Annotated in this window: 17 protein-coding genes and 2 pseudogenes; 11 read left to right on the plus strand and 8 right to left on the minus strand. The window is 57.6% G+C overall.

The features are described from left to right. Positions 1-181: 181 nt before the first annotated feature. The 6 genes from HGP17_RS11775 (at position 182) to HGP17_RS11800 (ending at position 7,558) form a co-directional block, all read left to right on the plus strand. Positions 182-1,690 (plus strand): alpha-N-arabinofuranosidase, encoded by a 1,509-nt coding sequence (locus HGP17_RS11775; protein ID WP_168809004.1) that lies wholly within the window; start codon positions 182-184, stop codon positions 1,688-1,690. 192 nt (positions 1,691-1,882) lie between these two features. Next, positions 1,883-3,784: an ABC transporter substrate-binding protein gene (locus HGP17_RS11780; RefSeq protein WP_168809006.1), complete on the plus strand. Its 1,902-nt coding sequence runs from the start codon at positions 1,883-1,885 to the stop codon at positions 3,782-3,784. Positions 3,785-3,901: 117 nt separating this feature from the next. Further along, the gene (locus HGP17_RS11785; RefSeq protein ID WP_168809008.1) at positions 3,902-4,906 is read left to right on the plus strand and encodes an ABC transporter permease; all 1,005 of its coding nucleotides are present in this window, start codon (positions 3,902-3,904) and stop codon (positions 4,904-4,906) included. 3 nt (positions 4,907-4,909) lie between these two features. Next, positions 4,910-5,767: an ABC transporter permease gene (locus HGP17_RS11790; RefSeq protein WP_168809009.1), complete on the plus strand. Its 858-nt coding sequence runs from the start codon at positions 4,910-4,912 to the stop codon at positions 5,765-5,767. A 4-nt stretch (positions 5,768-5,771) separates the two neighbouring features. Next, on the plus strand, positions 5,772-6,761 hold the full coding sequence (locus tag HGP17_RS11795; protein WP_168809010.1) for an ABC transporter ATP-binding protein: 990 nt from the start codon (positions 5,772-5,774) through the stop codon (positions 6,759-6,761). Beyond that, positions 6,758-7,558, plus strand: coding sequence for an ABC transporter ATP-binding protein (locus HGP17_RS11800; RefSeq protein ID WP_168809011.1), 801 nt, complete (start codon positions 6,758-6,760; stop codon positions 7,556-7,558). Before HGP17_RS11795 ends, HGP17_RS11800 begins: the two co-directional genes overlap by 4 nt. A 1,196-nt stretch (positions 7,559-8,754) precedes the next feature. Here the strand turns inward: HGP17_RS11800 and HGP17_RS33675 are convergent. The 3 genes from HGP17_RS33675 to HGP17_RS11825 form a co-directional block, all read right to left on the minus strand. After that, complete coding sequence (locus HGP17_RS33675; protein WP_348648920.1) at positions 8,755-8,970, minus strand: hypothetical protein; 216 nt, start codon at positions 8,968-8,970, stop codon at positions 8,755-8,757. 979 nt (positions 8,971-9,949) lie between these two features. Then, complete coding sequence (locus tag HGP17_RS11820) at positions 9,950-10,759, minus strand: YoaK family protein (RefSeq protein ID WP_246704032.1); 810 nt, start codon at positions 10,757-10,759, stop codon at positions 9,950-9,952. A 1,189-nt stretch (positions 10,760-11,948) separates the two neighbouring features. Beyond that, complete coding sequence (locus tag HGP17_RS11825; protein ID WP_168809013.1) at positions 11,949-13,166, minus strand: acyltransferase; 1,218 nt, start codon at positions 13,164-13,166, stop codon at positions 11,949-11,951. A gap of 37 nt (positions 13,167-13,203) precedes the next feature. Between HGP17_RS11825 and HGP17_RS11830 the strand changes: the two genes are divergently transcribed. The 3 genes and pseudogenes from HGP17_RS11830 to HGP17_RS11840 all read left to right on the plus strand — a co-directional run bounded on the left by HGP17_RS11830 (position 13,204) and on the right by HGP17_RS11840 (position 18,073). Next, positions 13,204-14,103: a LytTR family DNA-binding domain-containing protein gene (locus tag HGP17_RS11830; RefSeq protein WP_168809014.1), complete on the plus strand. Its 900-nt coding sequence runs from the start codon at positions 13,204-13,206 to the stop codon at positions 14,101-14,103. Between the two features lie 756 nt (positions 14,104-14,859). After that, positions 14,860-15,864: pseudogene (locus tag HGP17_RS11835) on the plus strand (aldo/keto reductase); the annotation flags it as partial. 769 nt (positions 15,865-16,633) lie between these two features. Then, positions 16,634-18,073 (plus strand): EAL domain-containing protein, encoded by a 1,440-nt coding sequence (locus HGP17_RS11840; RefSeq protein ID WP_246704033.1) that lies wholly within the window; start codon positions 16,634-16,636, stop codon positions 18,071-18,073. A 219-nt stretch (positions 18,074-18,292) separates the two neighbouring features. On the opposite strand, the gene HGP17_RS11845 is transcribed toward HGP17_RS11840, so the two are convergent. After that, complete coding sequence (locus HGP17_RS11845; RefSeq protein WP_168809016.1) at positions 18,293-18,934, minus strand: DsbA family protein; 642 nt, start codon at positions 18,932-18,934, stop codon at positions 18,293-18,295. A 131-nt stretch (positions 18,935-19,065) separates the two neighbouring features. Beyond that, on the minus strand, positions 19,066-19,791 hold the full coding sequence (locus HGP17_RS11850; protein ID WP_168809018.1) for an SDR family NAD(P)-dependent oxidoreductase: 726 nt from the start codon (positions 19,789-19,791) through the stop codon (positions 19,066-19,068). 150 nt (positions 19,792-19,941) lie between these two features. Between HGP17_RS11850 and HGP17_RS11855 the strand changes: the two genes are divergently transcribed. Next, positions 19,942-20,319: a helix-turn-helix domain-containing protein gene (locus HGP17_RS11855; RefSeq protein ID WP_168809020.1), complete on the plus strand. Its 378-nt coding sequence runs from the start codon at positions 19,942-19,944 to the stop codon at positions 20,317-20,319. A 457-nt stretch (positions 20,320-20,776) separates the two neighbouring features. Here HGP17_RS11855 and HGP17_RS33680 read toward each other — a convergent pair whose 3' ends face one another. The 3 genes from HGP17_RS33680 to HGP17_RS11870 all read right to left on the minus strand — a co-directional run bounded on the left by HGP17_RS33680 (position 20,777) and on the right by HGP17_RS11870 (position 23,883). Next, positions 20,777-21,118: a DUF4143 domain-containing protein gene (locus tag HGP17_RS33680; protein ID WP_348648921.1), complete on the minus strand. Its 342-nt coding sequence runs from the start codon at positions 21,116-21,118 to the stop codon at positions 20,777-20,779. Between the two features lie 1,921 nt (positions 21,119-23,039). Further along, the gene (locus HGP17_RS11865; RefSeq protein ID WP_168809022.1) at positions 23,040-23,339 is read right to left on the minus strand and encodes a DUF982 domain-containing protein; all 300 of its coding nucleotides are present in this window, start codon (positions 23,337-23,339) and stop codon (positions 23,040-23,042) included. A 70-nt stretch (positions 23,340-23,409) separates the two neighbouring features. Next, positions 23,410-23,883 carry an Hsp20 family protein gene (locus HGP17_RS11870; protein ID WP_168809024.1) on the minus strand — a complete coding sequence of 158 codons (474 nt, stop codon included), beginning with the start codon at positions 23,881-23,883 and terminating at the stop codon, positions 23,410-23,412. Between the two features lie 543 nt (positions 23,884-24,426). On the opposite strand from HGP17_RS11870, the pseudogene HGP17_RS11875 reads away from it, so the two are divergent. Next, a pseudogene (locus tag HGP17_RS11875) lies at positions 24,427-25,005 on the plus strand (chromate resistance protein ChrB domain-containing protein); the annotation flags it as partial. Positions 25,006-25,015: the final 10 nt, after the last annotated feature.

Here is a 25,015-nt window from a genome sequence, read left to right on the forward strand (position 1 = left end):
CATAGCGAATCCCTGTCTTTCTCGCATTTTCGCATATCTTATCTTAAAATATTGTAATCATTTGCGTTTTTATTAGCTAGTCGCCGCGAGCGTCCCAGCGTGATTTCATTGACATCCCCGCTTTTTGCCATCAAGATAAGGATAATATAACAACAATTATGATATATATTGGGAGGCTGTGTTGAAAGCGAACGCTATCGTTCATCGAGATTTCCGCATCGCAAGCATCGATCCAAGACTTTACAGTTCGTTTCTCGAACATCTCGGGAGGGCGATTTACGGCGGCATTTACGAGCCAGGGCATCCGACTGCCGATGAGGATGGATTTCGTAGAGACGTAATAGATCTCGTCCGTGCCCTCGACACGCCGTATTGCCGCTACCCCGGTGGCAACTTCGTATCGGCTTACAATTGGGAAGACGGTGTCGGCCCGCGCTCGGAGCGTCCCGTCCGGCTTGATCTCGCCTGGCGCACCCGCGAAAGCAACCAAATAGGCGTCAACGAATTCGTTGATTGGTGCAAAAAGGCCAATACCAAGCCGATGCTCGCCGTCAACCTCGGCTCGCGCGGGCTGGATGCGGCCAGAAACTTCCTTGAATATTGCAATCATCCAGGCGGCACCTACTGGTCGGATCTGCGCCGCAAGCACGGCTGGTCCGATCCGCATGACGTGAAGCTTTGGTGCCTCGGCAATGAAATGGATGGCCCCTGGCAGGTCGGTCACAAGTCTGCCTATGAATATGGACGCCTAGCAGACGAGACTGCCAAGGCCATGCGCGGTTTCGACAAGTCGCTCGAACTGATCGTCTGCGGCTCATCCAATTCCGATATGAAGACCTATCCGGATTGGGAAGCGCAAGTTCTCGACCAATGCTATGACAGCGCCGATCACATCTCGCTGCATATGTATTTCGCCAATCGCGAGCGAAATACTCTGAACTATCTCGCCAAGGCCGAGAAGCTCGATCGCTACATCGTCACCATCGGCGGCGTGATCGATTATATCAAGGCGAAGAAGCGGTCTAAGAAGACGATCGGCATTTCCTTCGATGAGTGGAATGTCTGGTATCACTCCAACCAGCAGGACAGGGATATCCTTGCTCGCAACGAATGGCCGGATGCGCCGCATCTACTTGAGGATGTCTATAACTTCGAAGACGTGCTGCAGGTCGGCGGCATTCTCAACACGTTCATTCGCCGTTCCGATCGCGTGCGCATTGCCTGCATCGCCCAGCTCGTCAACGTGATCGCGCCGATCATGACGGAAGATGGCGGCCCGGCATGGCGCCAGACCATCTACTATCCGCTTTATTTCGCGTCGAAATATGGTCGCGGCTACGCGCTGCGTCTCGTTACCGACGGCCCGACCTATGACAGCGACGAGGCGGATGATGTGCCTTATCTGGACGTGTCGGCAGTTCACGATGAGCTGGGCAAGATGGTGACATTGTTCGCCGTCAACCGCCATCCGGACAGTTCGCTCGATCTTGATACCCGCCTTGAAGGCTTTGCGGGCGCCCGCATGGTCGAACAGCACGAGATGGTCCACGGCGATCTGCGGGCGGTCAACACGGCAGCCCAGCCGAATGCTGTCGTCCCGACTCAAACCGGCGACGCCAAGATCGAGGATGGGCGGCTGCGCGCAACGTTGAAGCCGCTCTCCTACACGGTGATCCGACTGGCGGTGTGATGCTGGCGGCCGGGCCGATATGCGCCCGGCAGGGAAGACGGTCGAGAGGTCGCGAGGAGGCGACTGCCGGCCCGTTGCAGACCCGGATCGCCGCGCAAGGCTCGCGTGGTCAGCCGGGGAAGAGGGTGAAAGTCGCGGTTTGCTCCCCTTTGCCTGGGTGCGCTGCGCAATCGACAAAAATGGGAGGAGATCATGCAGCAGTGGAAGAAGCTTGCCTTCGGTGTCGCACTGGCCACGTTCGGCCTCATCGCGGCTGCCCAGGCTCAGGATTATACCGCCTTGCCTCGCAAGGAGACTTTGATCGTCGAGAACCCGGAGGGAACGATCAAGAATCCGGGTTGGTTCAACATCTGGGTCAACGGCGGCGGTGGCGTTTCGACCGGCCTCCAGCAGCTGACCATGGATACGCTCTGGTACATCGATCCGGAAAAGGGTCTGGGCGATTCTGCCTGGGACAATTCGCTAGCGGCCGACAAGCCGCAATATAATGCCGATTTCACCCAGATGACGGTGAAGCTGCGCAAGGGCATCTACTGGAGCGACGGCGTCGAATTCACCGCCGATGATGTGGTCTACACCGTCAAGACGCAGATGGACCATCCGGGCATGAACTGGAGTGCGGCCTTTTCGGTGCAAGTCGCAAGCGTTGAGGCTCCGGACCCCTACACCGTCGTCTTCAAACTGAAGAAGCCGAATTCGCGCTTCCACTCGATTTTCACCGTTCGCTGGAACGGCGCCTGGATCATGCCGAAGCATGTTTTCGAGAAGGTCGCCGATCCGGTTCGCTATGATTTCGCCAATCCCGTTTCGCTCGGCGCCTACAAGCTGAAGGCCTTCGACCCGCAGGGCAAATGGTACACCTGGGAAAAGCGCGACGACTGGCAGCGCACCTCGCTTGCGCGCTTCGGTGAGCCGGCTCCGAAATATGTGAGCTATGTCGATCCCGGTCCGCCGGATAAGCGCACAATCGCGCAGCTCGAACACAATCTCGATATCATTCACGACAACACGCCCGAAGGCATGTTCACGCTGAAGGAAAAGTCGAAGACGGTCGAAAGCTGGTTCCCCGGCTTCCCCTTCGCTCATCCCGATCCGACGCTGCCGGCCGTGATCTTCAATACGCAGGACCCGCTGTTCCAGAATCCGGATGTACGCTGGGCGCTGGCTTTGCTTATCGATATCAAGGCCGTCGACATGGCAAGCTATCGCGGCGCAGCCACGCTATCTGCACTCGGCGTTCCGCCGACGGCAATCGCGATGACCGATTACCAGGCACCAATGCAGGATTGGCTGAAGAATTTCGAGATCGATACCGGCAAGCGCAAAATCAAGCCTTACGATCCGACGATCGGCCAGCAGATCGCCGATATCCTGCGCAAGCAGCCGAAGTACAAGGATCAGATCCCGACCGATCCGGCAGCGATCAGCAGTGCCTTCGGCTATGGCTGGTGGAAGCCCGATCCGCAGGCCGCGGCCGAGCTCCTGGAAAAGGCCGGCTTCAAGAAGGTGGGCGGCAAATGGATGACGCCCGAGGGCCAGCCTTTCAAGATCCGCCTGACGGTCGAAGGCGACACTCGCTCCGTCTTTACTCGTGCGGGCACTCTGATCGCCCAGCAATGGGCAGCCTTCGGGATCGACTCCAAGGCAGCGCCTTCCACGAATGTCTGGCAAGTGGGCTTGCAGCCGGGTGACTACCAGGTCGCTATCGCCTGGAGCGTCGAGACCTGGGGCGGCGATCCCGATCTGTCCTTCTTCCTCGACAGCTGGCATTCCGAATTCGTCGCCAAGAAAGGCGAGAACCAGGCGCCGCGCAACTGGCAGCGCTGGTCCAATCCGGATCTCGACAAGATCATCGAAAACATCCGTCGCATCAGCGCGGATGATCCGAAGGGCATCGAACTCGGCAAGGACTATCTGAAGCTGGTGGCACAGCAGATGCCGACCATTCCTCTGATGTCCTATAACGTCTTCACCTCGATGGATACGACCTACTGGAAAGGCTATCCGACCATATCAGACCCCTATACGGACCCCGTTCCCAATTGGGCGAATTCCCGGTTGATGATGGTCAAGCTGAAGCCGGCCCAGCCTTGATTTCTCCCGACCCTGATGTGGCGATTGCCGCATCAGGCACCTTTCGCCGGACACTAGGCACGTCCGGCGAATCTTTTGAATTGATGTTGAAGAGCAAGCAGCGAGGAAGACGGCGGCATGACGTCCTATCCAGTTTTCGTATTGAAACGATTTGGCCAGTTTCTGCTCGTTGTCTTCCTCGGCATTTCCGCGACGTTCTTCATCACCCATATGACGCCGATCGATCCGGTTGCGGAAAGCATCGGCGCCATCCAGCAGATGGGCCAGTCCGATCCGCGTGCAGTCGAGCTGATGCGCCAGTCGCTGAGGGAACTCTACGGTCTCGAGGGCTCCATCTGGCAGCAGTATTTGCATTTCTGGGGACGCCTTGCGACCGGCGATCTCGGGCCGTCGCTCTCGGCATTTCCGACGCCGGTTTCCGCCATCATCGCAAGGGCCCTGCCTTGGACGATCGGCCTGATGACCGTTTCCGTCATCATCACATTCCTGCTCGGCAACATGATTGGCGCGCTCGCCGGATATTATCGCAAGAGCATGGTGTTGAAGGCCGTCAGCCTCGTCTTTATCGCCATGCAGCCGATCCCCTATTACATCCTGGCCTTCGTTCTCATCATTCTCTTTGGCTACATCTGGCCGATCCTGCCGATCAATGGCGGTTATGAGATGAATACCAATCTCAATCTCTCGCTTACACTGGTGCTCGATATCCTGCGGCACTCCATCCTCCCGGCGCTATCCCTGATCCTTGTCGGAACGGGTGGCTGGCTGATCGGCATGCGCGCGCTCGTCTCCAATATCATCACCGAGGAATATGTTGTCTTCGCCGAACTCGGCGGCGTGCCGAAGCGCAAGATCCTGCGCTCCTACATCGCCCGCAATGCCATGGTGCCGCAGTTCACCGGTCTTGCCATGTCGCTCGGCGCCGTCTTCAACGGCACCGTCATCACCGAAATCGTCTTCGGCTATCCCGGTATTGGCAATCTCCTGATTTCGGCAGTGCATGCCGGCGACTACAGCCTTGTCTTGGGGCTGAGCGCGCTATCGATTGTCGGCGTCGCCGCCGCGGTCTTCATCATCGACATACTGGGTCCTCTGATCGACCCGCGCATCAAGGTGGAGTAGGCCATGCTGACGATCGTTCGCGACCTTGCTCGCCAGAACATGGAATTCCTCTTCGGTCTCCTGCTGCTCGCCGTCATCGTCGGGCTGGTGATCCTGTCCTACTTCTCGCCCTACGGCCCTTCTGATCTTTATCTGCTGCCGCCGGATATGCCGCCGGATGGGGAATATTGGCTGGGCACGACATCACGTGGCCAGGATGTGTTCTGGCAACTGACGACCGCACTCCGCAACACGCTTTATTTCGGCATCGGCGTCGCCTTCCTGTCCCGTATCATATCGCTGGCCGTGGGGCTCGTCGCCGGTTACGCCGGAGGGGTTGTCGATCGTGTCCTGATGGCGATCAACGACAGCATCATGGTCATTCCGCAGTTTCCGGTGCTGATCCTGTTCTATTTCGTGCTGAAGGACGAAATGACCTGGACGGTGCTCATCGTCGTCATGGCCTCGCTCGGCTGGTCCTATGATGCGCGCCTGATCCGTTCGGTGGCGATCAGTCTCAAGACGCGGCCTTTCACCACGCAAAGCGTCTATTCCGGCATGAGCATGCGCAAGATCCTCGTTCAGGAGCATCTGCCCTATGTGCTGCCGATCGTCTTTGCCACGACGATGAACAACATGATCTGGTCGATCGGCATGGAGATCACGCTCTCGGTGCTCGGTTTCACCGATATCGAGACACCGACCATGGGCATGATGATCTATTGGGCGAACGCCCATTCAGCGCTGATCGCCGGAACATGGTGGTGGGTAGCGGCGCCGGTGGCAGCCATCGTGGTGCTGTTCATGGCGCTCTTCCTGCTGTCGATGTCGATGAACGAATACAACGACCCCCGCAGTCGTTTGAACCGGATGGGAGGCTGAGGGTATGGAGGCTGTCGTCGAGGTCAACAACCTCAAGGCCTATTATCGGGCCTTCCTTTACGGCATCGATCGCGAAGTGCGGGCGGTGGATGATGTCAGCCTGTCGATCGGCCGTGGCGAGATCTACGGTGTTGCGGGTGAATCGAGCAGCGGCAAGACGACCTTGATCAAGACGATCGCCGGCGCCATCCGGCCGCCGCTTCGCGTCGTCTCCGGTGCCGTGAAGTTTCATTTCAACGGCGGGACTCAAGATATTTACGCGATGACGCCTGAGCAGCGCGCGGCGCTTCGCTGGCGGCATCTGTCCTATATCATGCAGGGATCGATGAACGTGCTTAATCCCGTACGGCGCATCCGTCATTCGTTCACGGATTTTGCCTTCCGCCACATGAAGGCCGACCGGGCTACCTTCTTCGACCGGGTTGGCGCCCATCTCCAGCGGCTGAAGCTCGACGCGCATCTCCTCGATGCCTATCCGCATGAATTGTCCGGCGGCATGCGACAGCGCATGACGATCGCGCTCGCCACCATCCTGACGCCGGAATTCATCATCGCCGACGAGCCGACGACGGCGCTCGATGTCATCGTCCAGCGGGATGTGCTGTCGATGATCCGCGAGATACAGCGCGAGATGGGCTCGTCTTTCCTGTTCGTCACCCATGACATGGGCGTTCATGCCGCCGTCTCCGATCGCATCGGCATCGTCTATGCCGGCCGATTGGTCGAGGAGGCGCCGACGCGCAAACTCTTTCAACTGCCGTTCCATCCCTATACGCAGCATCTGGTCTCAAGCCTGCCGCGGATCGGCGATGCCTCGACGCGGCCTTCGCTCGAAGGCAGGCCGCCCAATCTTGCCATGCCGCCGGAAGGGTGCCGCTTTCACCCGCGCTGTCCGAAGCGCATGGATATCTGCAGTCGCGAAGCGCCGCCCATGGTGGCCGTCGAGCCGGATCGTCGTGTTGCCTGTTTTGCAGTGACGGGAGGCGCGCCATGAGTGACCTTCTTTCCCTTTCGAATGTCAGCAAAATCTTCCGACAGGGCGGGATGCTCAGCCGTCGCCAGATCGTGGCGGTGAACGATGTCAGCCTGAGTTTGGGAGACGAGCCGGAAATCCTTTCCATTGTCGGCGAGTCCGGCTCTGGAAAATCCACCATTGCGTCGATGATCCTCGGCCAGACGGCGCCGACATCAGGGCAGTTGACCTTTCGCGGCAAACCCGTTGCCATCCATGGACGATCCGAGCGTCGTGCCTTCATGCGCGAGGTGCAGCCGGTTCTTCAGAACCCGTTCGAGGCGTTCAATCCGCTTAAGAGGGTCGACCGATATCTCTTTGAAACAGCGAAAAGTTTTGCGCCTGATGCCGCGCGGCCAAACCGGACCGATGTCGAGCGCATGGCCGACGAGGCACTTGCCCATATCGGTCTGACGCTTGCCGAGATAAAGGGTCGCTTCCCACATGAACTATCGGGCGGCCAGCTGCAGCGAACCGCCATCGCGCGGGCACTCATTCCGCAGCCACGCTTGCTCGTGGCCGACGAACCTGTCTCCATGGTCGACGCTTCGCTGAGAATGGCGATCGTCAATCTCTTCGGTCAGCTGAAAAGGGAGCTCGGGTTGTCGATCATCTACATCACCCATGATCTGGCGACCGCCTATTACATCAGCGACCGCATTATCATCATGAGAAAGGGCGAGATAGTCGAAGAAGGGCCGGCCCGGTCCGTGCTGGACAATCCGAACCACCCCTATTCTCGCGCGCTCAAGGCCGCCGTGCTTCTGGCGAACCAGTGATGAGAGCGAACAAGCTCCTAAGCGTGGAAACATCCTTTCGCGAGACATAGGTTCCATCATCCCTTTACGGCAACACATTTTACCTCAGCGAGGAGCCGTGGATATGCGAGCTCAGAGATACTATCCGAGCCCAAGCATAGATCTCTTCGGAAACACCTCGTTTTTAACCGTCCGTGGATGGATCCTTTGTCCGCCCTACTTGGCCAACGGCGTAAACAGTGCCTCCGACTTAACCGCCGGCACATAGCCGGCTCGGCTGACGGTCTCCTGCATCTCTTCGGGCACGATGATTTCTCGATCCATAGTGGTCCTCGTTATCTCTGTCCGTTGATAGCGGCGGTGGGAACATACGTCGCGAATCTTCAAGAACCGCTCGGTAACAAAGTAAATCTGGCCAGCGATGTTAGATTATTCTTCACTTCGCCGGCGGCAGTGACATCCGCATCGTTGGAGTTGAAGTGGTTCATCACGTGGCTCTAACCATTGATGAACCGCACGAAGGGTAAGGCCGACACGATTGATGACGCTCTTCATCGTTAAGCCAGGGAGAGCCACGGTTTGGACGGGCTTGTGCCAGGCTCAGCTATATGTCCAGAAATGGCTGCGTCACGTCAGCAATACTGACGCAGCTGGTAACGGTTAAACTAGCGCGCTTACACATCCAGCGCTACGCAGTTCTTGGCTTGAGCTTGATGACCCCGATTCAGGGCTATGCCACCGGTGCGCGGCCAACCTTTCCGCCGGTCGCGGCGGCGGTGGTTTCGGTGAGTGCCAACCCCGTGAAGGCCCGGCATCACCCGATAAAAGACCGCATCGGTTGCCGTTACGCGCGAACCTGCGCCGGTTGACGTAAATCTTAAGCCGGTGCGCAGCTCCCGCTATGGTCACTCGCGGCCCGGATCGAGCGACCGTCTCGTTGGTCGTGTCCCTAGCGGCGGGCACAAATCGGTTCCGCCCCGAAATGATGCGGCAAGCCAGGCGTTTCTCGGGCTCATGCTCGGCGCTGCGTTCGGCGCCGCGGGCGGCGGCGGCCAGAAATGCAGTGTCGATACACGACGCCGAACCCGACACACCTGTACTGCCACTACCCGTGGCAAGCGGCAACAGGGCATGTCGCCGGAACGGGCTGAGGTGTGCCCCGATAGGGTGCAAGAGCCATATTAGACTCGCCGCGCGTGAACTATCAATTCCTGTCGTCAGGCTACGGGTAGTTGACTGTCCGGCGGTTCCCGCCCGTCGGCCAGGATGGCAAAGATCGCAATGATCCGGTTCCGACAGACCATCAAAAAAGCGATGCCGGTGAAACTTTGGAGGAAGTCTGCAATCTCATAGAGCATCGAGGCACTGACGCGGTTCTTGCCCGTCTCGTATTTCTGCATTTGCCGGCAGCTGAGGCTGACGCTTCTGCCCAAGTCTCCTTGCGACAGGTTAGCTTGAATACGGAGAAGCCGGATATGGCGTCTGACGTGGCGATCAACGGGGTGTGCGATGGTAGCCTGATTGGCGGATCTTGACTTTCAAATTTGTGACATTTTAGCGATGTCGCGCATTTTTGATTGAAGACCTCTCTGCAACCGATTGGCGATCTTTTCTGAGCACGTTACTATCCTCCCCCATACATAGCGAGGGCGCGCCTAATGCCGAAGTACAAGAGATTGTCGGATGACGATCTGTTGCTGGCGATTGATCGGATACAGGTCGAAATCGAGGGGCAGAAGCAAATTGTCGCAAGGCTCGTGGCTATTGTGGCACTACACCCGACCGCTTATTGACGATATGGAGCATCGGGGCCGTCCCGCCAGCACGATCGTTCTGAAATGCCTCGATCGGCTTTGGGCGATACGCAATGCCGGAGATATCTCGGCAGCTTGCGATCATCAAGGCCCGCGTTGAGCAAGCGGATTTTCCGCAATGGCAAGCCTTGAAACCTGTGGTGGATGGCGCTCGAGACTCATTGCCGCCCATCAAGACGACGATAATTCATTGAGATGTTTATCTGATTTTAACCGCGATGCAGATACTGGTCTGCAAGCGATAATGTAAAGTGTATGCGCATTCTCATAGATGAACCCGCTTGGGGGGTTCAATCTATGAGGTCGGTCAATCGCAATAAGTGATGCCAGCTTTCCGTAGGGCGTCAACCAAGGCCTTTCGGGCTTCCTCCGGCATACTTCGTCCGTCCAACGCATCGATAATGGCGGCCTGGAGGGCATCGTCATCCCGGTTCGGCGGCCAATGACTAAGAAGGTAGTCCATGGCCAATGTCGGGCCGACGATCCATCCAATGCCCATCGGAGCTTGGACGGTAATCGGCCTGTCGCTCCACTGCGTTGTTTGCCGCTCCATTTGTCTCCCAACGAATGGCGTCAGCATTGGTCCAGAAACTCCCGATTACGGTCCCCCGCGCCGCCAGCCACGGCGCGATGCCGTGGTCGTTAACGTTCTTGCGTGACGGATTCCGGTGAGTGAGATCGCCAGAAGTACAAGAGCGCAGATCAACAATAGATATCCGCCGATAACCCGGTAAGCCGTAACGCCAGCGATGCCTCCTACGAGAAAAGCGCTGATCGTTCCGAGATGGAGAGCTAGCTTGCTCCTATTGTCCGCTGCAAGGGCTTGGCTTTCCCGGCCGCGGCAGATGTCAACCAACATGCCTAGCTCGACGCCGATATCGGTTGCCATGCCAGAGACATGGGTCGTCCGCACCCGGGCGTCCGACAACCGGGTAACCGTCGCGTTTTGCAGGCCCATCAGAAAGGCGAGCCCCAGGATCTCCAAAGAGGAGCGCCAGTCGACATTGAGCCATAAATCAACCGCTCCCAAAGGCACCAGCAAAATGGCCTCCGCAAGGATGCTGTAGGCATAGATAGCTTCGATAGCCCTGCGTCGTCCGGCGTTGATCAGCAACGATGACAACGTCGAACCAGCCACGAACGTCACGACAATGGCGAAATAGAAACCCGCCCGCAGCCAATGCAAGGTTGCCAGGTTATCTGACAGGCTTGAGACATTTCCTGTCATATTGCCGGAAAAGAAGCCCACAGCATAAAAGGCTGCGGCGTTCAAAGCACCTGCAATACCTGCGAGCGAACAGGCAAGCTGGAGGTTGATGCGCTCGCTGCGTGCAGTGCCTTGGCTGATTAGCATGCGATAATCGATCTCCGAAACATAGGGAGAGTTTCCACGATGTTTGCCATCCATCGCGCGATACCCCGGACGTGAACCGGAATCGCTTCTTGCGAAACCGTGCTGGGCCGCAAGTCTACAGCACAAATCTTAGACAAAAGGTTGCGGTTTTCTGCCAAGATGCAGCATCCCGTCGGGCGTTTAGGGGGCAAGGGGCTTCGCCCCCTTTTCCCTCGAGGGGTCTTCCGGCCATTCGGCATGCCCGGTGGATACGGGCTCGGAACCCGTTTGGCACTCCATGAGAGACCTCTACCGTCGTTGCCGCTATTGCAACCGACCGCGCCTTAGCGAACGGCTCCTTGTTTTGGAGTGACCCACCCTTTGGGTGAGAATTTTCTTGCATCGCTCGCACGCCTAAACCATTTAACTCCGTTAAAAAGATTGAAAGTACTCAAAAAGACTGAAAACTCTGGGTTCGCATTGAACGCCTCTCCTACTGGGTCAATATTGGGCGACAACCATTGGCGGGTATGATTTGCACCATGAGCGCGATCGAGATTCTTCGGCTTCTTCACATGTCCTGGCCGGGCGTAATCATCGTAGCGATTTGGAGAATCGCCGACGTCATGAAGGTGTGGCTTTCATCAAGACGTGTCCTGATACCAATCGGTAACCGCCACATCGACGCCCCGAGCGAGGCTGTGGCCCTCCGCTGCCTGATGGAATATGAGCGGATGGGCGGCAACCGACGCCATGCGCAGCTTCCTCCGATAGATCCCCAGGAACGCACGGCCGATGCAGCCGGTCCCACCTCCCGTTCGGGCGCTAACGCTGAGGCTTCTGCGGCTGCCCTATGTTCGCCCTAAGCGTGGCGAGAATACCCGAAATCCCGCCCGTGGCGGCGCGATGCTGATTTCTCCGATACTCTTCATTCCATGACTCGCAGAGTCTTTGGTGCTGCGTGGGCTATGATTATGTCCGTCGTTTGCGTGAGGGCGGCATTCTAGAGGTTTTGGTTAGCGAGATTTCGCCTGAAATATCGACGTGTTTTCAGCACACGGAGGCTTCCGGAGGGTTTATACGGCGGTCGCACGCTCAATCTAGCAAGCGACCTTCTTCGGTAGACTGTGGTCTGCCTAATCCCCCTTTTCGGTGTCGGCTCGCCCATGAGAAATCCGAAAGCGGGACCTTTCTTATGCGGCCCTGACCAATAAAGGGCATAGATATACTGAAACGACGATGTGCTCAGAAGTCGCTTTGGGCATTACAGCACCTTTCGCGTTACGGGAGAAAGCAGCATAATTCTCGCGCTCGTCCAACTCAGGGCCAAGGCCACGATGAAGGTTATCAGGAATTTGCCGCCCGCCGGTAAGCTCTGACCGAGAAGCAGCCATTGGCACCACAATACAAACAGGTAATGGACCAGATAGATGCCGTAGGCGCAACGCGTTAGGTTGTCTATCCAAGGACGAGGCTTGCTAACTACCCCCCTGAAAAGCGCGAGAAAGCCAAAGCAGCTCGTGACACAACTGACCACCCAGAGAATAGCTTCGAGCGCTCCGCGTTGTGGGGTCGACAGGGGAGCTGCGATTGAAATGCGAGGTACGATCACCAAAAGATTGTAGGCTATGACGCAACCCAAAACCCACAAGGCCCAATGGCGCGCCAACGCGCCACTGGGCGCGAGCAGCCCACGGTCCACGCCGTCTCTTCCAATCCAGACTCCAGCCAGAAACCACAACAGGTATAAGCCGAAACGACAGGTCTGAAAGTAGAACGGTCGAACTAGGAATATGGACCAGCCTCCGAAACCAAACACCCTCAAGGCTGGAAAATAGACCACGCCGCATGCGAGAAGCATCGCCGCCGCGGCAAGCAGCGGGCGACGTTCCAAGCATGTCTCTTTCGACATCAAAGACATGCCACGGCCTGGTCTCGCGAGAAAGACTACGGCGATGATGATGTCAAACAACAACAATACCCAGACAAACCAGAGTGGCCCTGGGGTGATGCGGTCCGTGACGATGTTCTGGCGCCAATAGTTGGTAAAGCCTGCCTCATGCCCCGTTATCTCCCAGGAAGAATAGTAGGCTACCGGCATCAGCGTAAGTGCCACCACCACGAACGGCGCGCCCAGCCTAAGCAAACGGTTCTTCAGAAATGCCGCGGCACCTCCTCGCTGTAGCGATGGCCAGACAAACAAGCCGGAAACGAAGAACATTAGAGACATGAAGAATACGTCGTTGAAGTTCTCGGCGTAATCCAAGAAGATCCAACGCATCTCGTCGACGATAGGCGCGGTCGATCGCAGATAATGGGCCGTATCGAGGTGAGCAAAGGTGGTGTAGGCAAGCGCACTGTGATGAGCCACGACCATGACCGTTAGCGTCGATCGCAGATAGTCGATCGCGACATCTCTCGACTTGAGGACAACTGGCGGCCCAGTTAGGTTCGGCGACAAAGGTTCGGCGGTATAGGTCATATTTGGACGCTATGCCGTGGGCGGAGGGCGAGGCAAGATGACAGGCATTGTAGAAAAAGCACTGGGGATCAGCGGCCGGCTCGGCGTGATCGGAGGTCGTCTTGTCCTTCGGGCGAAGTCGGAACCAAACACCAAGCTGATCATCATCATAGCCGTCGGCATCGTTGCTACCATCCCTGTTAACGCTACGTCGACGTTGTTGGAAGCTGCCCGGATGCACCGCACCATCAATAGTTGGGAGCCAGTTGTATGGGAGGTCTCAAGCGCACTCATTATGCTGTTGCTAGCGCCGCTAACCATTCTAGCACTGGCCGTTTTCCCGATGAAGGCAAAGGCTCGCCTCACTCAATTCGCTGTTCACGCAGGATTCACTCTCCCCTTTTCGCTTGCCCATGTCGTAGGGATGGTTGTTTTGCGAAAGCTGGCCTATACAAGCTTTGGATCTGCCTATCAGTTCGCCCAATTGAATATGCCGGGCGACCTGGCCCGCGAACTCATTTACGAATGGCGAAAAGACGCTTTGACCTATGCTGTTTGGGCTGCCATCTTCTATGCTCTGCAGCACATAAAGACGCGGCGCGGCAGTGCTAACAACTCAAAGGCGACGGAAGGCTTTGAGGTACGCGAGGGCGCCCATCGGATATTCGTCTACCCACGGGAGATTTGCTGGGTCGAGGCCGCAGGAAACTATGTACAGCTGAACACCCGCGGCCGGTCCTATATGCTTCGCGGCACGCTAGGTGCCTGGGAAGCGCAACTTTCTTCACTTGGCTTCCTGCGCATTCATCGCTCACGCATAATCAACGTCGGGCACGTTCGCGCCGTCCACTCAATTGATGGTAAGGAATTCGCAGTTACTCTTGAGAATGGGCAGACAATCAAAGGCAGTCGTCGATTCCGCGGAGCGCTCGAACGGCTGACGCCGATACCGAGTTGAGCTTACGAATTCCCAACGCACCTCTTCAGTACAGAGCAGTTTTAAATCTTACCAATGATCGCAAATCCGGAAATCGCGACCCGTATGCCGCCTCAGGCGGAGCTTGCAGAAGCTGTCTGCCGTCGCCGAATTCGTTTGAAAGAATGTATCTGTCTTCGGCGCTGACGCGGTCAAATCCATCAATGAATGCAATCAGGTCGTGCTGGTCGCCCAAAAGGAAATGCTAAAGCTCAAAGGTGCAGCTCGTCGCCGATACCGTGGCGATGTTGCCGGCACAGATCACGGCGGGGCCGATGGTCAGCAAACCGTTGACCGGTACTTCAGTACCGTCCCAGGTTCTCGATTGCGGCGGCCTTTTCGCGTTCCCGCTTCATGTCCCTCAGAGCCGGCGGGGTGTATGTCACTTCATCGCGATCGATGAGCCGCGGGTAATCGGCGCAAAGCCATATGGCGTTGCTGATATCAGACGTTTGCTCTGGGGTCGTTGAGACATCATAACGACGGCCGCCGGGAGCGGCCGCGCAGATATGTGCGGCTTCGCTCGTATTGGCCAAAGCGCGCCGGCACCCACGTCACAGAAGTGCCCGGATCCAGCCACATCGTTTTCTTGTCTCACTCCGATATCGTCGTGTCCGTGATCGAAAAGGCGGCTGCACAGTGAACATGGTGCAATAGTGTAACTCCGCATCGAACTAGCTTCCCCAATCCCTGGCGATGCTCCGCACAAACGACCGGGGCGGCTAGTTCCTCGACACGGCAGACAGCTATCAGTTCGGCCAATCGGTGGAAATTCTCGGTGATCTGCTCGGCGGCCGGCGTGACGACTTTGTCCTGGCATCAAAATTTGCCCGCAGCGCCAGTCCGCGAGGGGGCCTGCTTGCAACCGGAAACAGCTGCCTTGCCATTGTCGCTTCCGTCGAAGCAAGCCTCAAGCGTCTGACGACCGACCGCCTCGGTCTCTATTGGGTGCACAATGCCGACGGCGTCACACCGATCGACGAAATCGTGCGCGGGTTCAACTACTGGTGCGCGCCGGCAAGATCCTCTATGCCGGCCTTTCCGATTTCCCTGCCTGGCGCGCGGCGCGTCGCCACTATCGCCGAGCTGCACGGCGCCATCCCGATCGCGGGTCTTCAAGTCGAGCATAGCCTAGTTGAGCGCACCACCGAATACAAGCTTTCGCCAATGGCTGAAGCTCTCGGCCTTGGTGTCGTCGGCTGGTCGCCGCTCGGCGGCGGAATGCTGACGGGCGAGTACCGCAACGGCGAAAAAGGCCGCTGCGAGGGTTTCGGCGGCAAGGTGTTCCAGGCGGAAAATCCAGATCAGCGTACCGCCACCCGCGACGCCGTGATCGCGATCGCCGACGAGGTCGGTGTGACGCCCGGCGAAATCGCGATCGCCTGGGTCGCAGCCAAGGCCGTGCTGCCCTCTATCGGGCCGTGCACTGTGCAACAGCCTGACGGCAATCCTGCAGCAACGAAGATTCATCTGTTGGCTGAGCAGATTGAACGTCTCGGAACGGTCAGCGCGCCGGCGCCTATCTTCCCCTACACCTTGCTCGATGATTCCAGAGAACCGGGATCGCATCTTCGGCAGGAAACTCGACCAATTCGATGCAACCGGCACGCCCGTCGCCTGATGAGCCAACGCAAGCCAACAGCAAATCGGCCGGCATGCTCGTCAGACTTCTGCCTGAATACACGTCCGCAGAGCGACCCAATGCATCTTGTCTGTCCGGCCCAGCGGTGCCAGGTCCCCTAACTGAGAGTCTTCATCGGCTGGCTCGTCGGGGTCATGCAGGGGGGAGCGGAAGCGTTTAGACAGGTGGGGCTAACCTCGCGTCCCGTGTCGTTCCGCGCTTGCGATCACGCTCAGCAGATCACCGCCCTCCACGAAAGGCCGAATGATCATCCAGCGCGCGGCTTGTATCCGAAGACATGCGCCCCGGCGGGACGGGCGCGAGTGTTCAGTTCTTACCGCGCAATCCCGGTGCGATGAGACTGTGTCGCCTTCGAATATGGTTTCGGCCGCAGACAGGGGTGTCCATTCCATGCTCCCCTTGCGACACAGCTTTCAAGAGTGGACGCGATACCACGCTTGGGCACCGCGCTTCACGCCCGAGATCGTTTCAGCGGCCGCTGCCTAAGCTCTTTGCTCGGCGGCTTGGATGCAATGTCTTTTTCTTCGGCACGTATACGAGGGAACGTCCCTGGTCTCGCTGAGCACCTAACTCGTCGTTACGGCCCCGACCAACACTGCAAGGATAACACCGATTATCCGACCATGGGGCAGGAAGCTATCTTGCGCGCGTTCGATCTCACCACAGGAAACACGAGGAGCGCCTCCCTGCGGCGCCCGCCATCGCGAGTTTAGAAAGTACCAAACTTAGGGAGCGCCACCTCCTGATTAGATGAAATTTTCCAATGTAGCAGAGGTATTTGTTAGCCCTGAATTGATCAGCAACCCGTCGCATAGAAGAAATCCATTAGTTGGGGTTGCGGATCCTACCCGTTGGGCGTCTAGTTTCCTGATGGGTCCCATCACGGTTGAAGATATCACCTTCGAATCGAAACAAAAGGTAACTCGACGAATGGTGAGATTAGCAGGCGGTGAGATACCGGCGGACTTGCGCCCGCTTCGAATGAGATTGCAGAGCGAGCCGCGAAGACAGAAGGTAGCGGTCATTTTGAAGCTTGCGGGCGTGGCCTGCATCAGTCTCGGGCTGGCCTGGACGCTCTGCTATGTCTTTTTTGGTCGTTACGAGCTGTCGGTGGTCTTCATCGGATTGACGGGCGTAGGCATGCTGGCGCTCCATCGCAGCAGGCGAAGCGACAGCTCGTCGCTTCTTCTCGTTGCGCACGGGGTTTTTGCCGTCGTCTGTGCCATCGCGGTGATCGACGCACCTATGGCCTGGGTTCCACGATCGGCCCACCTTTTTCTTCTGCCACTCGCCGCTGGTGCGGCTTTTACCTTCGAGCGACGCGAGCGCTACGGAGCGCTGATCTTCCCGCTGCTTTGCATTGCCGCATTTGCTGCGTTCGCGATGGGTGCGCTGGATCCGCTCGCACCCAATGTCTCGCCGCCACTGGAGGTGCGGGCCTGGGGTGCCAAGCTGAATACGACGACGTCGATGCTGCTGCTCGCCACGCTCTTCGCCATCAACCGCATCGATAGCGGAAAGCGCCTACGGTTAGAGCGCGAGTTGAGCCGGGCCGTTCGTAATGGTGAGATCGAGGTCTATTATCAGCCGCAGGTACGTGATCACGACATCGTCAGTGGTGCTGAGGCGCTCGTTCGCTGGCGGCATCCGTCCGGCAGGTTGTTGTCACCCGACGCCTTCATCGATCTCGCGGAGGAGAGCAATCTGATCTGCGAGATCGGGTTGGAGGTGCTTCGCCAAGCTTGTGAGACTCTGAGCCACTGGTCTGCCGACCCACGCACGCAAGCACTTCGCATAGCGGTGAACATCAGTCCTGTGCAGATGCAGGATCCCTCGTTGGTGCATTCGGTTTCTACAATCATTCGTGAGGCGGGCATCGAACCGTCCTTGCTGGAGTTCGAGCTCACCGAGTCTGCACTGGCTACCGATACGGCGACCGTGATCGAGCGGATGGAGGCGCTGGCATCCAGTGGCACCTCTTGGGCGCTTGACGACTTTGGCACGGGCTACTCCTCGTTGGCGACGTTGCGCACGCTCCCCGTCGGCAAGCTGAAAATCGATCGGCAGTTCCTGATCGAGGCTACAAGGCAAGAAAGCGCGCAGCAGCTTCTAGGCAAGATCATTGAGATATCACATGTCATGGGCATGTGCGCCTTGGCCGAAGGCGTCGAGACGCCTGACCAGCGCGAACTGTTGATCCAACTTGGCTGCGACCACTTCCAGGGCTACCTGTTCGCACGCCCGATGTCGCGCAAGGAGTTGGATGTATGGCTGGATACATCTGCCGCCCCTTCAAAGCCGCGCTTGTGACCGAAGGTCACGAACGCGGGAATTCTCGTCACGTCAGGACCGGAACAAGGGAAGCCGCAGGAGCCTGATCAAAGCGACCCGACAGGTCAGGCGGGGCCGACTTCCCCGGACATGGCGTTCCGCATTCAACACGACACCCCTGCCCGGGAGTTCACAGGGGCAAAGCCGGCCCGGCGACCTGATAAGACTGGCGAGATCAACGAGACGGTGTCGTCACAGCTAGGCGGCTGGCATGATGCTCGCAGCCTCACGGATCGCCGTTTCAATTTCGTCTTCGCTGCGTCCCCCGTTGATGGCGATGCGACCGCCGAAGACGAAGTGAGGAACCGAACTGATGCCACCAGCCATTGATCGGGCCGCCTCCTGCTCGACGCGTCTGTGCTGTACAGGATCAAGTGCTATCGCCCTGGCTTCTTCTCGTTCAAACCCATGGGCAACGACAATATCCGCGAGGACGTCGGCATCCGAGATATTCTTCGCTTCCAGGAAATGGGCATCGGTGATCGCGACCGCGAGCTTGTGCTGGGTTCCGCGTGCTTGCGCCGCGAGGATCAACCCATGCGCTGCCTGCGTCCTGTAAGTCCAGGGCTGGCGGCTCAGGTCAAGATCCAGGCCCGACGCCCGCGCCTCTGCTTCAGGCCGGGCGAACGATGCCTTCGGGTTGGTCACGCCATAGCGCTTGAGGAGAAGATCGGGAATGTAGAGCCCTTCCGCCGGCGCATCTGGAAGCAGCAGGACCGGGTGCTGGCGGATATCCACGTCCAGCTCAGGGAACCGTTCCGCCAGGACCTTGTCTAGGCGATGATGACCGATGATGCACCAGGGACAGGTGATTTCGGTGTAAAGATCGATTTGCAGCATCTGTTATCCTTCGGTCCGTTGAGCGTGCATCTCCGGCACCACTATGAGCGCACGCGCTTCAAAATGAGGTTCTTCCTGCGCGGGCCGTCCAACAGGTCGAAGCCGAAGAAACCGCCCATGCCACAAGTCGATCAGGACTGCCGCGACGCGGGCAGGATCACCTCGACCCGGTCGCGTTGGACGACGAGATTCCGGATCTCCTCCGCAATGACATCGGGATCGATCCTCGGAAGCCTCGGATCGAGGGTTGCGCCACCGGCGGTGGCAATGCGCATTCCGGTCGAGCGCTCGATCATTGCGCCGATACTCACGGACCCCGCGAACACGCCCTTACCGGCCACCTCGGCATTGAGCGTGAGGATGTAGTTGCGTGCCGCCGCCATAGCCGGGCCGACACCGCTAACACCGGGCACGTTGACGATGGCCGTGAGGCCGGTGACGAGGACAATCGCGCCATCCTCACGCGCCAGCATGCCAGGTAGCAGCGCATGCGACACCTCGATCGGCGCATAGGTGAAGATCGGCGTCATCGACTGCAGCTTGGCGCTATCGAGATCGACTGCCGAAACAAAACCAGCGTTCGAAGGGACCGGCGAATAGACCGCAACGTCGATCGATCCGAAACGCTCCTCAATCGAGCGAATGAGCGCGGGGATCCCTGATAGATCTGTCAGATCCGCAGGGAACGCGGCAGCTTCTATCCCTTTCTCGGCCAGTTCGGCCACGCGCTTCTCTAACGGTTCGGCACATCGCGCCACGAGAGCAACGCGATAACCTTCTCGACCGAACCGCGCGGCAAGAGAGGCGCCAAGTCCCACACCGGCGCCGAATATCGCGATCGTTTTCTTAGTCGTCATGACAGGTCCTCTTCGATCCTGGGTGCTTGCTGTCAGCCTCAACAATCGCCTCGCATTCAGGCGGCTTTGCTGCAACGTGAACCCTGTGGTACATTTTTGTTACCGACACTATTAAGGTGACTGCGCCAAACCTTGCAAGAAGGCACACTTATGACACTCAGTAACACTGATCTTCCTACCCCCGGCGAAGGGGACGACTGCCAGGTCGTTCGGGAAATCCTCGACCTCGTCGGCGACAAATGGACGCTCTACATCATCGCGACGCTGAGAAATGGACCCGTCCGGTTTAATGAACTGCGGCGTCAGATCGACGGAATATCGCAACGGATGCTGACCATCAACTTGCGCGGCCTGGAACGCGACGGGTTGGTAAAGCGCACATTGTTTCCCACTATCCCACCGCGCGTGGACTATGAATTGACTGAGGTAGGACGGACCCTTCTGGCGCCAGTCATGGCACTCGTGACGTGGGCGAACAGCAACAAGGAGAACATCCAGGGCGCTCGCGTTCGGTTTGATGCTAGCTAAGGTGTGCCGGATATTTGCAAGGAGAACGACGGATTTCCGGTCGTCGAAAAATATTCCATCCTAAGCGGTGGCTGCCACGAAACTATGTGGGGAATTAAATATCGGGAAATCGGCAAGTTATTGACAGTTCTCCGCCTTGATGGGAATCGAGCTTAATTCCCGCCCTTTACCCTAATCGCCCCCAGAGACAAGATAGCGGTATCGCCGCAAGATTGTCACCAAATGGCAGGATCTTGTCGGCGTCATGCAGCGCCAGCCCGCCTTGAAGGCGCGCCTGTGGCCACGGCTACTTTGCGTAAGCCTTTAAAATCTGTTGCGGGTACCGTTGCCGCGGCCTTGACTTCGAGTCCAACCAGATTACCAGCTTCGTCTTCAGGAACGATATCTACTTCGTCCTGATGCTTATCCCGATAGTGATGGCTGATTGGACTTCGCTCCAGGTTGCAAGCCGGAGGATTTACCCGGCGACAAGCGTCTCCAGCAATGGACCAAATAGTCCTCGGTCACGTGAAATTCGATCGATTGTTAATCCGACAAGCGCAGCTAAAAGACCGCCATTGAGAAACAGAAGCTCCTGTGTTTTAACAAGACGCTTCAACGGGTTTCGAAACCGGGGCTCCATGCACCGAAAGAGGAACAACTGTTCGAATAGTCCGATATATCGCCGGGCGGTCTTGTCATCGATGCCGACCTCCCCGGCCAGTTGGGTGAAATTGAGCAACTGTCCCGAATGGCGCGCGAGCGCCCGACGAAGCTGCGGCATTTGATCCAGGCGTTCGACGTCGACAATCTCGCGCACATCTCGTTCAACGAGGGCGCGTGTGTATTCTCTAGCCCATGCGGATCGACGGCGGGGATCGCCACGACCGACCACCTCAAGATATCAACCGATGAGCACTCACTCGATCAGGTCGTTTCCGACGGTTGGATTGCGAGGGGCTATGACCGCTCCGGAAAAAGCGGAATCAAGGAAGTTCGACTGGTTGCGTCAAACTTCGGACTTACCTAGGGGCAACAAGGTAACGACTTCCATCCGCCCTCCCAAACGGTCGGAACTCGTCGGGAGTGCGAGAATGTCTGCGGAGCCAATTAACAAAATTTGACCAGGCCGCAGATCATTGTCTGCAGCCTGCTCGAGCACCGGTCTCGCTCTTTCAACGTCCAGCAACGCCTTAGCCGTGACTGCTTCGTGTGGATGAGCCGAGCAAGCTTTGATGATCGCACCACCTTTCACTACGGAAAAAGGTATACTCTCCGATATCTGCCTTATGTTTAGTGCGTAATTGACCGTAGGTATAAACGCTATATCTATGGGAAGGATCGCGCGAGACTTTTTGGCCGACGGCCTCGTTGTGACCGTCAATATGCCGGTATCCATACTTCAGCGGTAGCGCCTTCAATTCGGAGCGTGTTACACTGCTTGCGGCAGTAAACCACGGTCTTTCATAGCAGCCAAGACAACGCCCTCCAACTAACCGCGATTGTTGGCCGCGCTCAGTCCTCTTGCAACCTTGCCGTGCGATTACTTGCTGCGGTAGCCTTCTGACAGATTTTGTGCCCGCACGCACTTACCGCCGTTTTCGTTCCAAACGTACTCGACATCGTTGTCGACCAGCGCCAGAAATATCGAATAAGCCGGTGTCGTTCGACAATCCCACATACTCGAGGAAATTCCCCGCCAGCGCATGAACCATCATCGGGAGACTCGTAGACGCCTTTTCCCTTGAGGCCATTCGCGGTACCACGACGCAAATGCGTCCAAGCACGACGGTGGAGCTAGCCAACTGCTGCGCTCTTCAAACGGTCAGGGCCGCGCAGCGCTGCCGGGCACTTTGCCTCTGTCGAACGAAATGTCATCATTGTCAGGCCTGTGGTTAGCGCCAGTCGCCTTTTTAAACGAAGGCTCGTCTTGTATGCTAGCTGGTTCGTCGTCTGCCGCCTCACATCGAGAAATATACCGGTCATTTTCTGGGTTGCAGCATCACCTTTATTGCCTTGACCGCGAGCCGAGTCCCACTTGACATCAACGTCAGTCGTTATAGACCGGAAGTCGATCGCACACTTCGTTGACTGCAAAAGTTGCACCGAGGCAGCCTCGCACGATAGCTCTGCTTCGACGACCGTTCTGTTCGGTATCGCGGGTCCTGCTTCAGGCTCTTGGGTCGGACGACATTGGTCGACATGAATCCAAATCGCCAAAAACAGCACACCCTGATGCGCTAGGAAGCGCTCGTCCGATCGATACAACACTACGCGAACCCGACAACTATAGCCGTGAACGCAACAGGTGCGGTCAATTTGTAAGCTGCTTTTGGCCAGCCCTCGGATAAAATGACGGCATCGGTTGTCGTTGACCTTGAGAAGGCATTCACCTCATAAACACCAGTCGATAGGCCTGATCTAAATGGTGTCATCGACCTCCCAACGTTGCAAAAGCTGGCTGGAGGCGACAGCAGTTAAGGATCGTAAACTACCGCGCACCATACTCTCCAATAAGAGCGGTCAAGCTCTCTCAACGCCGCCTACACTGCATCGATCAAGAAAGCCCCGGCGTGCCGGGCAGTGTCGGAGGGACACGCCCACGCCCACAGGATAGCGCAGCGATCATCGACCGAAAGCGATGATGCGTGGGCAACGTTGATCTGACTGTAAAGCTCAAGGACCGTGACCTTGGCCCCATGGATATAGCTTCATTGGCAGCCCGCAAGTGCCTCCCGTTCTCAGCGAATATGCGGATCCCGATCTCGCCTCGGATGGGACGCGGCGATGGCGGTCATTTCCGGCGCTAGCAACTCATGTTTCTTAGCAAAAGCCGCGAAAAGGCCGCGAGCCGTCTCGGTCTCGATCTCGCCACGCATTGCCGCGCTGCAGGCCGTTAACGCAACGGTGTGAGCACTATCCCTCAATCTCATAGGACATTCGCAAAGATGACGATAGGCATCCGTTACACTACAGACTTCGGCCGGAAATCCTAAGCCCACAAGGATGGTAACAGGTTGTCTGAACATATCGGCTTTCATGTTTTTCCCCTTTCCAACTCGGAATGTCGACGGGCGCCACGGCGAGTGGCGCCCAGTCTATCGGAAAAGCTTAGGCTGCCTGCTGGGCTTCAATCTGAGCGGGACGCGACGACGACAAAGCTTGCGAGCCCTGGATTGAAATCTTCCGCGGCTTCAAGGCCTCCGGGATCTCACGGACAAGTTCGATCGAGAGAAGGCCATTGTTCAGGCCCGCGGCGTTAACCCTGACATGATCGGCAAGTTCGAAGCGGTGCTCGAACGGTCGACCGGCAATTCCGCGATGCAGGTAGCCATCATTGGCCGTGTCCTGCTTTTTGCCGGTGACGGTCAAAAGGTTCGACTGGAAGGTAATATCGAGATCATCCTGGGCAAACCCGGCCACTGCGATCGAGATCCGGTAGCTGTCGTCGCCGGTCTTGACGATGTCATAGGGCGGCCAGTCGCTGATCGACCGGGCACGCTGAGCGTTCTCGAGAAGGTTGAAGACCCGATCAAAGCCGATGCTCGAGCGGAAAAGGGGTGCGTAATCGTAAGATGTTGCCATAGCCATATCCTCCTTGAAGCAACATGGGAACGGAAGCGCCGAAAGGCGACGCTCCCAGCAAAGCCAGCTCTGTTCGTAGCTGCTGGCGGTGAATGATTTTGTTTCACGGATTTTCTGATTCAAGAGCCTACTGAAAAAAAATCAGAAATTTTGCTGACCGAAATTTTGCTGGCAGGACGCGCTTATGCACCGCCGCGCTAGCCTAAGAGGCGACGCTTGACGCTGTGCTCCAATGGAGCAAGGAGTCAAATTTGACAGTCTGGTTAGCAACGTTCTGGGTAGATTGGCGCAGGCTCGCCTTCTCGTAGCGGCAGCGGACAAGTCCTGCCATCATCGCAACCATCCCCTTCGTCGCTGCGCCTCATCCGCTGAGCCGCAATCGTATCATTCGCTCTTTATCGACTTTCGTCTCCGCATGCGATCAACACCACTCCCCGTTGGATAAGCGAAGCTTGACTCCACGATGATGCTTTGCGATCCTAACTTTATGGGGCAGCGATCGCCCCACGAGGCTACGGCCGAAGAATCGCGTCCTTAGACCCGCTGAGACATGCCGGAAGCGAGGCCGAGGTTCTCGAAGGAGGTTTCGAGGCCTGGAGGAAGGCCGACGGTATTCTCGTTCCGGTGAATAGGATTCCGTCTCGAGACAAGCGGGGCCGCACGGTCTGGGTGACCCGCTCGCGCCCAAAGATCGACCGCATCGCCTGCCCGTGGCTGATCCGCCGTTTCGTCGATCCTTCCGCCGTCTTCCTCTTCGTGCCGGCTTCCGAGGTGTCGCTGGTCGGCGACCGCTTCGCTGCGACGCCCTTCGACGTCGAGGACGTGTTCTGGTCCCACCGAGGCGAACTCTGCACCTTCGACGTCATGGTCGAGGAATTCGGCCTGCAATCCGACCCTCTCCTCCATCTCGCAAAGATCGTAAGAGGCGCCGACACCGACCAGCCGGACCTTGCGCCGGAGGTGCCGGGCCTGCTGGCGGCCTCTCTCGGCCTGTCGCGCATGTACAACGACGATCTTGAACAACTGGAAGCGGGAATGACCCTTTACGACGCCTTCTACCGATGGTGCCGGGATGCGACCGCCGAAACGCATAACTGGCCGAACGCCAGGGCGGGGCAATAACATGGCGACC

Origin of the sequence: Rhizobium sp. P38BS-XIX (assembly GCF_012641435.1) — a bacterium.
Classification (GTDB): Bacteria; Pseudomonadota; Alphaproteobacteria; order Rhizobiales; family Rhizobiaceae; genus Rhizobium.

Bases quoted from the DNA above. Each gene is read 5' to 3' on its own strand.
- HGP17_RS11780 (WP_168809006.1), top strand. From the start codon at position 1,883: ATGCAGCAGTGGAAGAAGCTTGCCTTCGGTGTCGCACTGGCCACGTTC.
- HGP17_RS11785 (WP_168809008.1), top strand. From the start codon at position 3,902: ATGACGTCCTATCCAGTTTTCGTATTGAAACGATTTGGCCAGTTTCTG.
- HGP17_RS11790 (WP_168809009.1), top strand. From the start codon at position 4,910: ATGCTGACGATCGTTCGCGACCTTGCTCGCCAGAACATGGAATTCCTC.
- HGP17_RS11795 (WP_168809010.1), top strand. From the start codon at position 5,772: ATGGAGGCTGTCGTCGAGGTCAACAACCTCAAGGCCTATTATCGGGCC.
- HGP17_RS11800 (WP_168809011.1), top strand. From the start codon at position 6,758: ATGAGTGACCTTCTTTCCCTTTCGAATGTCAGCAAAATCTTCCGACAG.
- HGP17_RS11820 (WP_246704032.1), bottom strand. From the start codon at position 10,759: ATGGATGGCAAACATCGTGGAAACTCTCCCTATGTTTCGGAGATCGAT.
- HGP17_RS11825 (WP_168809013.1), bottom strand. From the start codon at position 13,166: ATGACCTATACCGCCGAACCTTTGTCGCCGAACCTAACTGGGCCGCCA.
- HGP17_RS11830 (WP_168809014.1), top strand. From the start codon at position 13,204: ATGACAGGCATTGTAGAAAAAGCACTGGGGATCAGCGGCCGGCTCGGC.
- HGP17_RS11840 (WP_246704033.1), top strand. From the start codon at position 16,634: ATGGGTCCCATCACGGTTGAAGATATCACCTTCGAATCGAAACAAAAG.
- HGP17_RS11845 (WP_168809016.1), bottom strand. From the start codon at position 18,934: ATGCTGCAAATCGATCTTTACACCGAAATCACCTGTCCCTGGTGCATC.
- HGP17_RS11850 (WP_168809018.1), bottom strand. From the start codon at position 19,791: ATGACGACTAAGAAAACGATCGCGATATTCGGCGCCGGTGTGGGACTT.
- HGP17_RS11855 (WP_168809020.1), top strand. From the start codon at position 19,942: ATGACACTCAGTAACACTGATCTTCCTACCCCCGGCGAAGGGGACGAC.
- HGP17_RS11865 (WP_168809022.1), bottom strand. From the start codon at position 23,339: ATGAAAGCCGATATGTTCAGACAACCTGTTACCATCCTTGTGGGCTTA.
- HGP17_RS11870 (WP_168809024.1), bottom strand. From the start codon at position 23,883: ATGGCAACATCTTACGATTACGCACCCCTTTTCCGCTCGAGCATCGGC.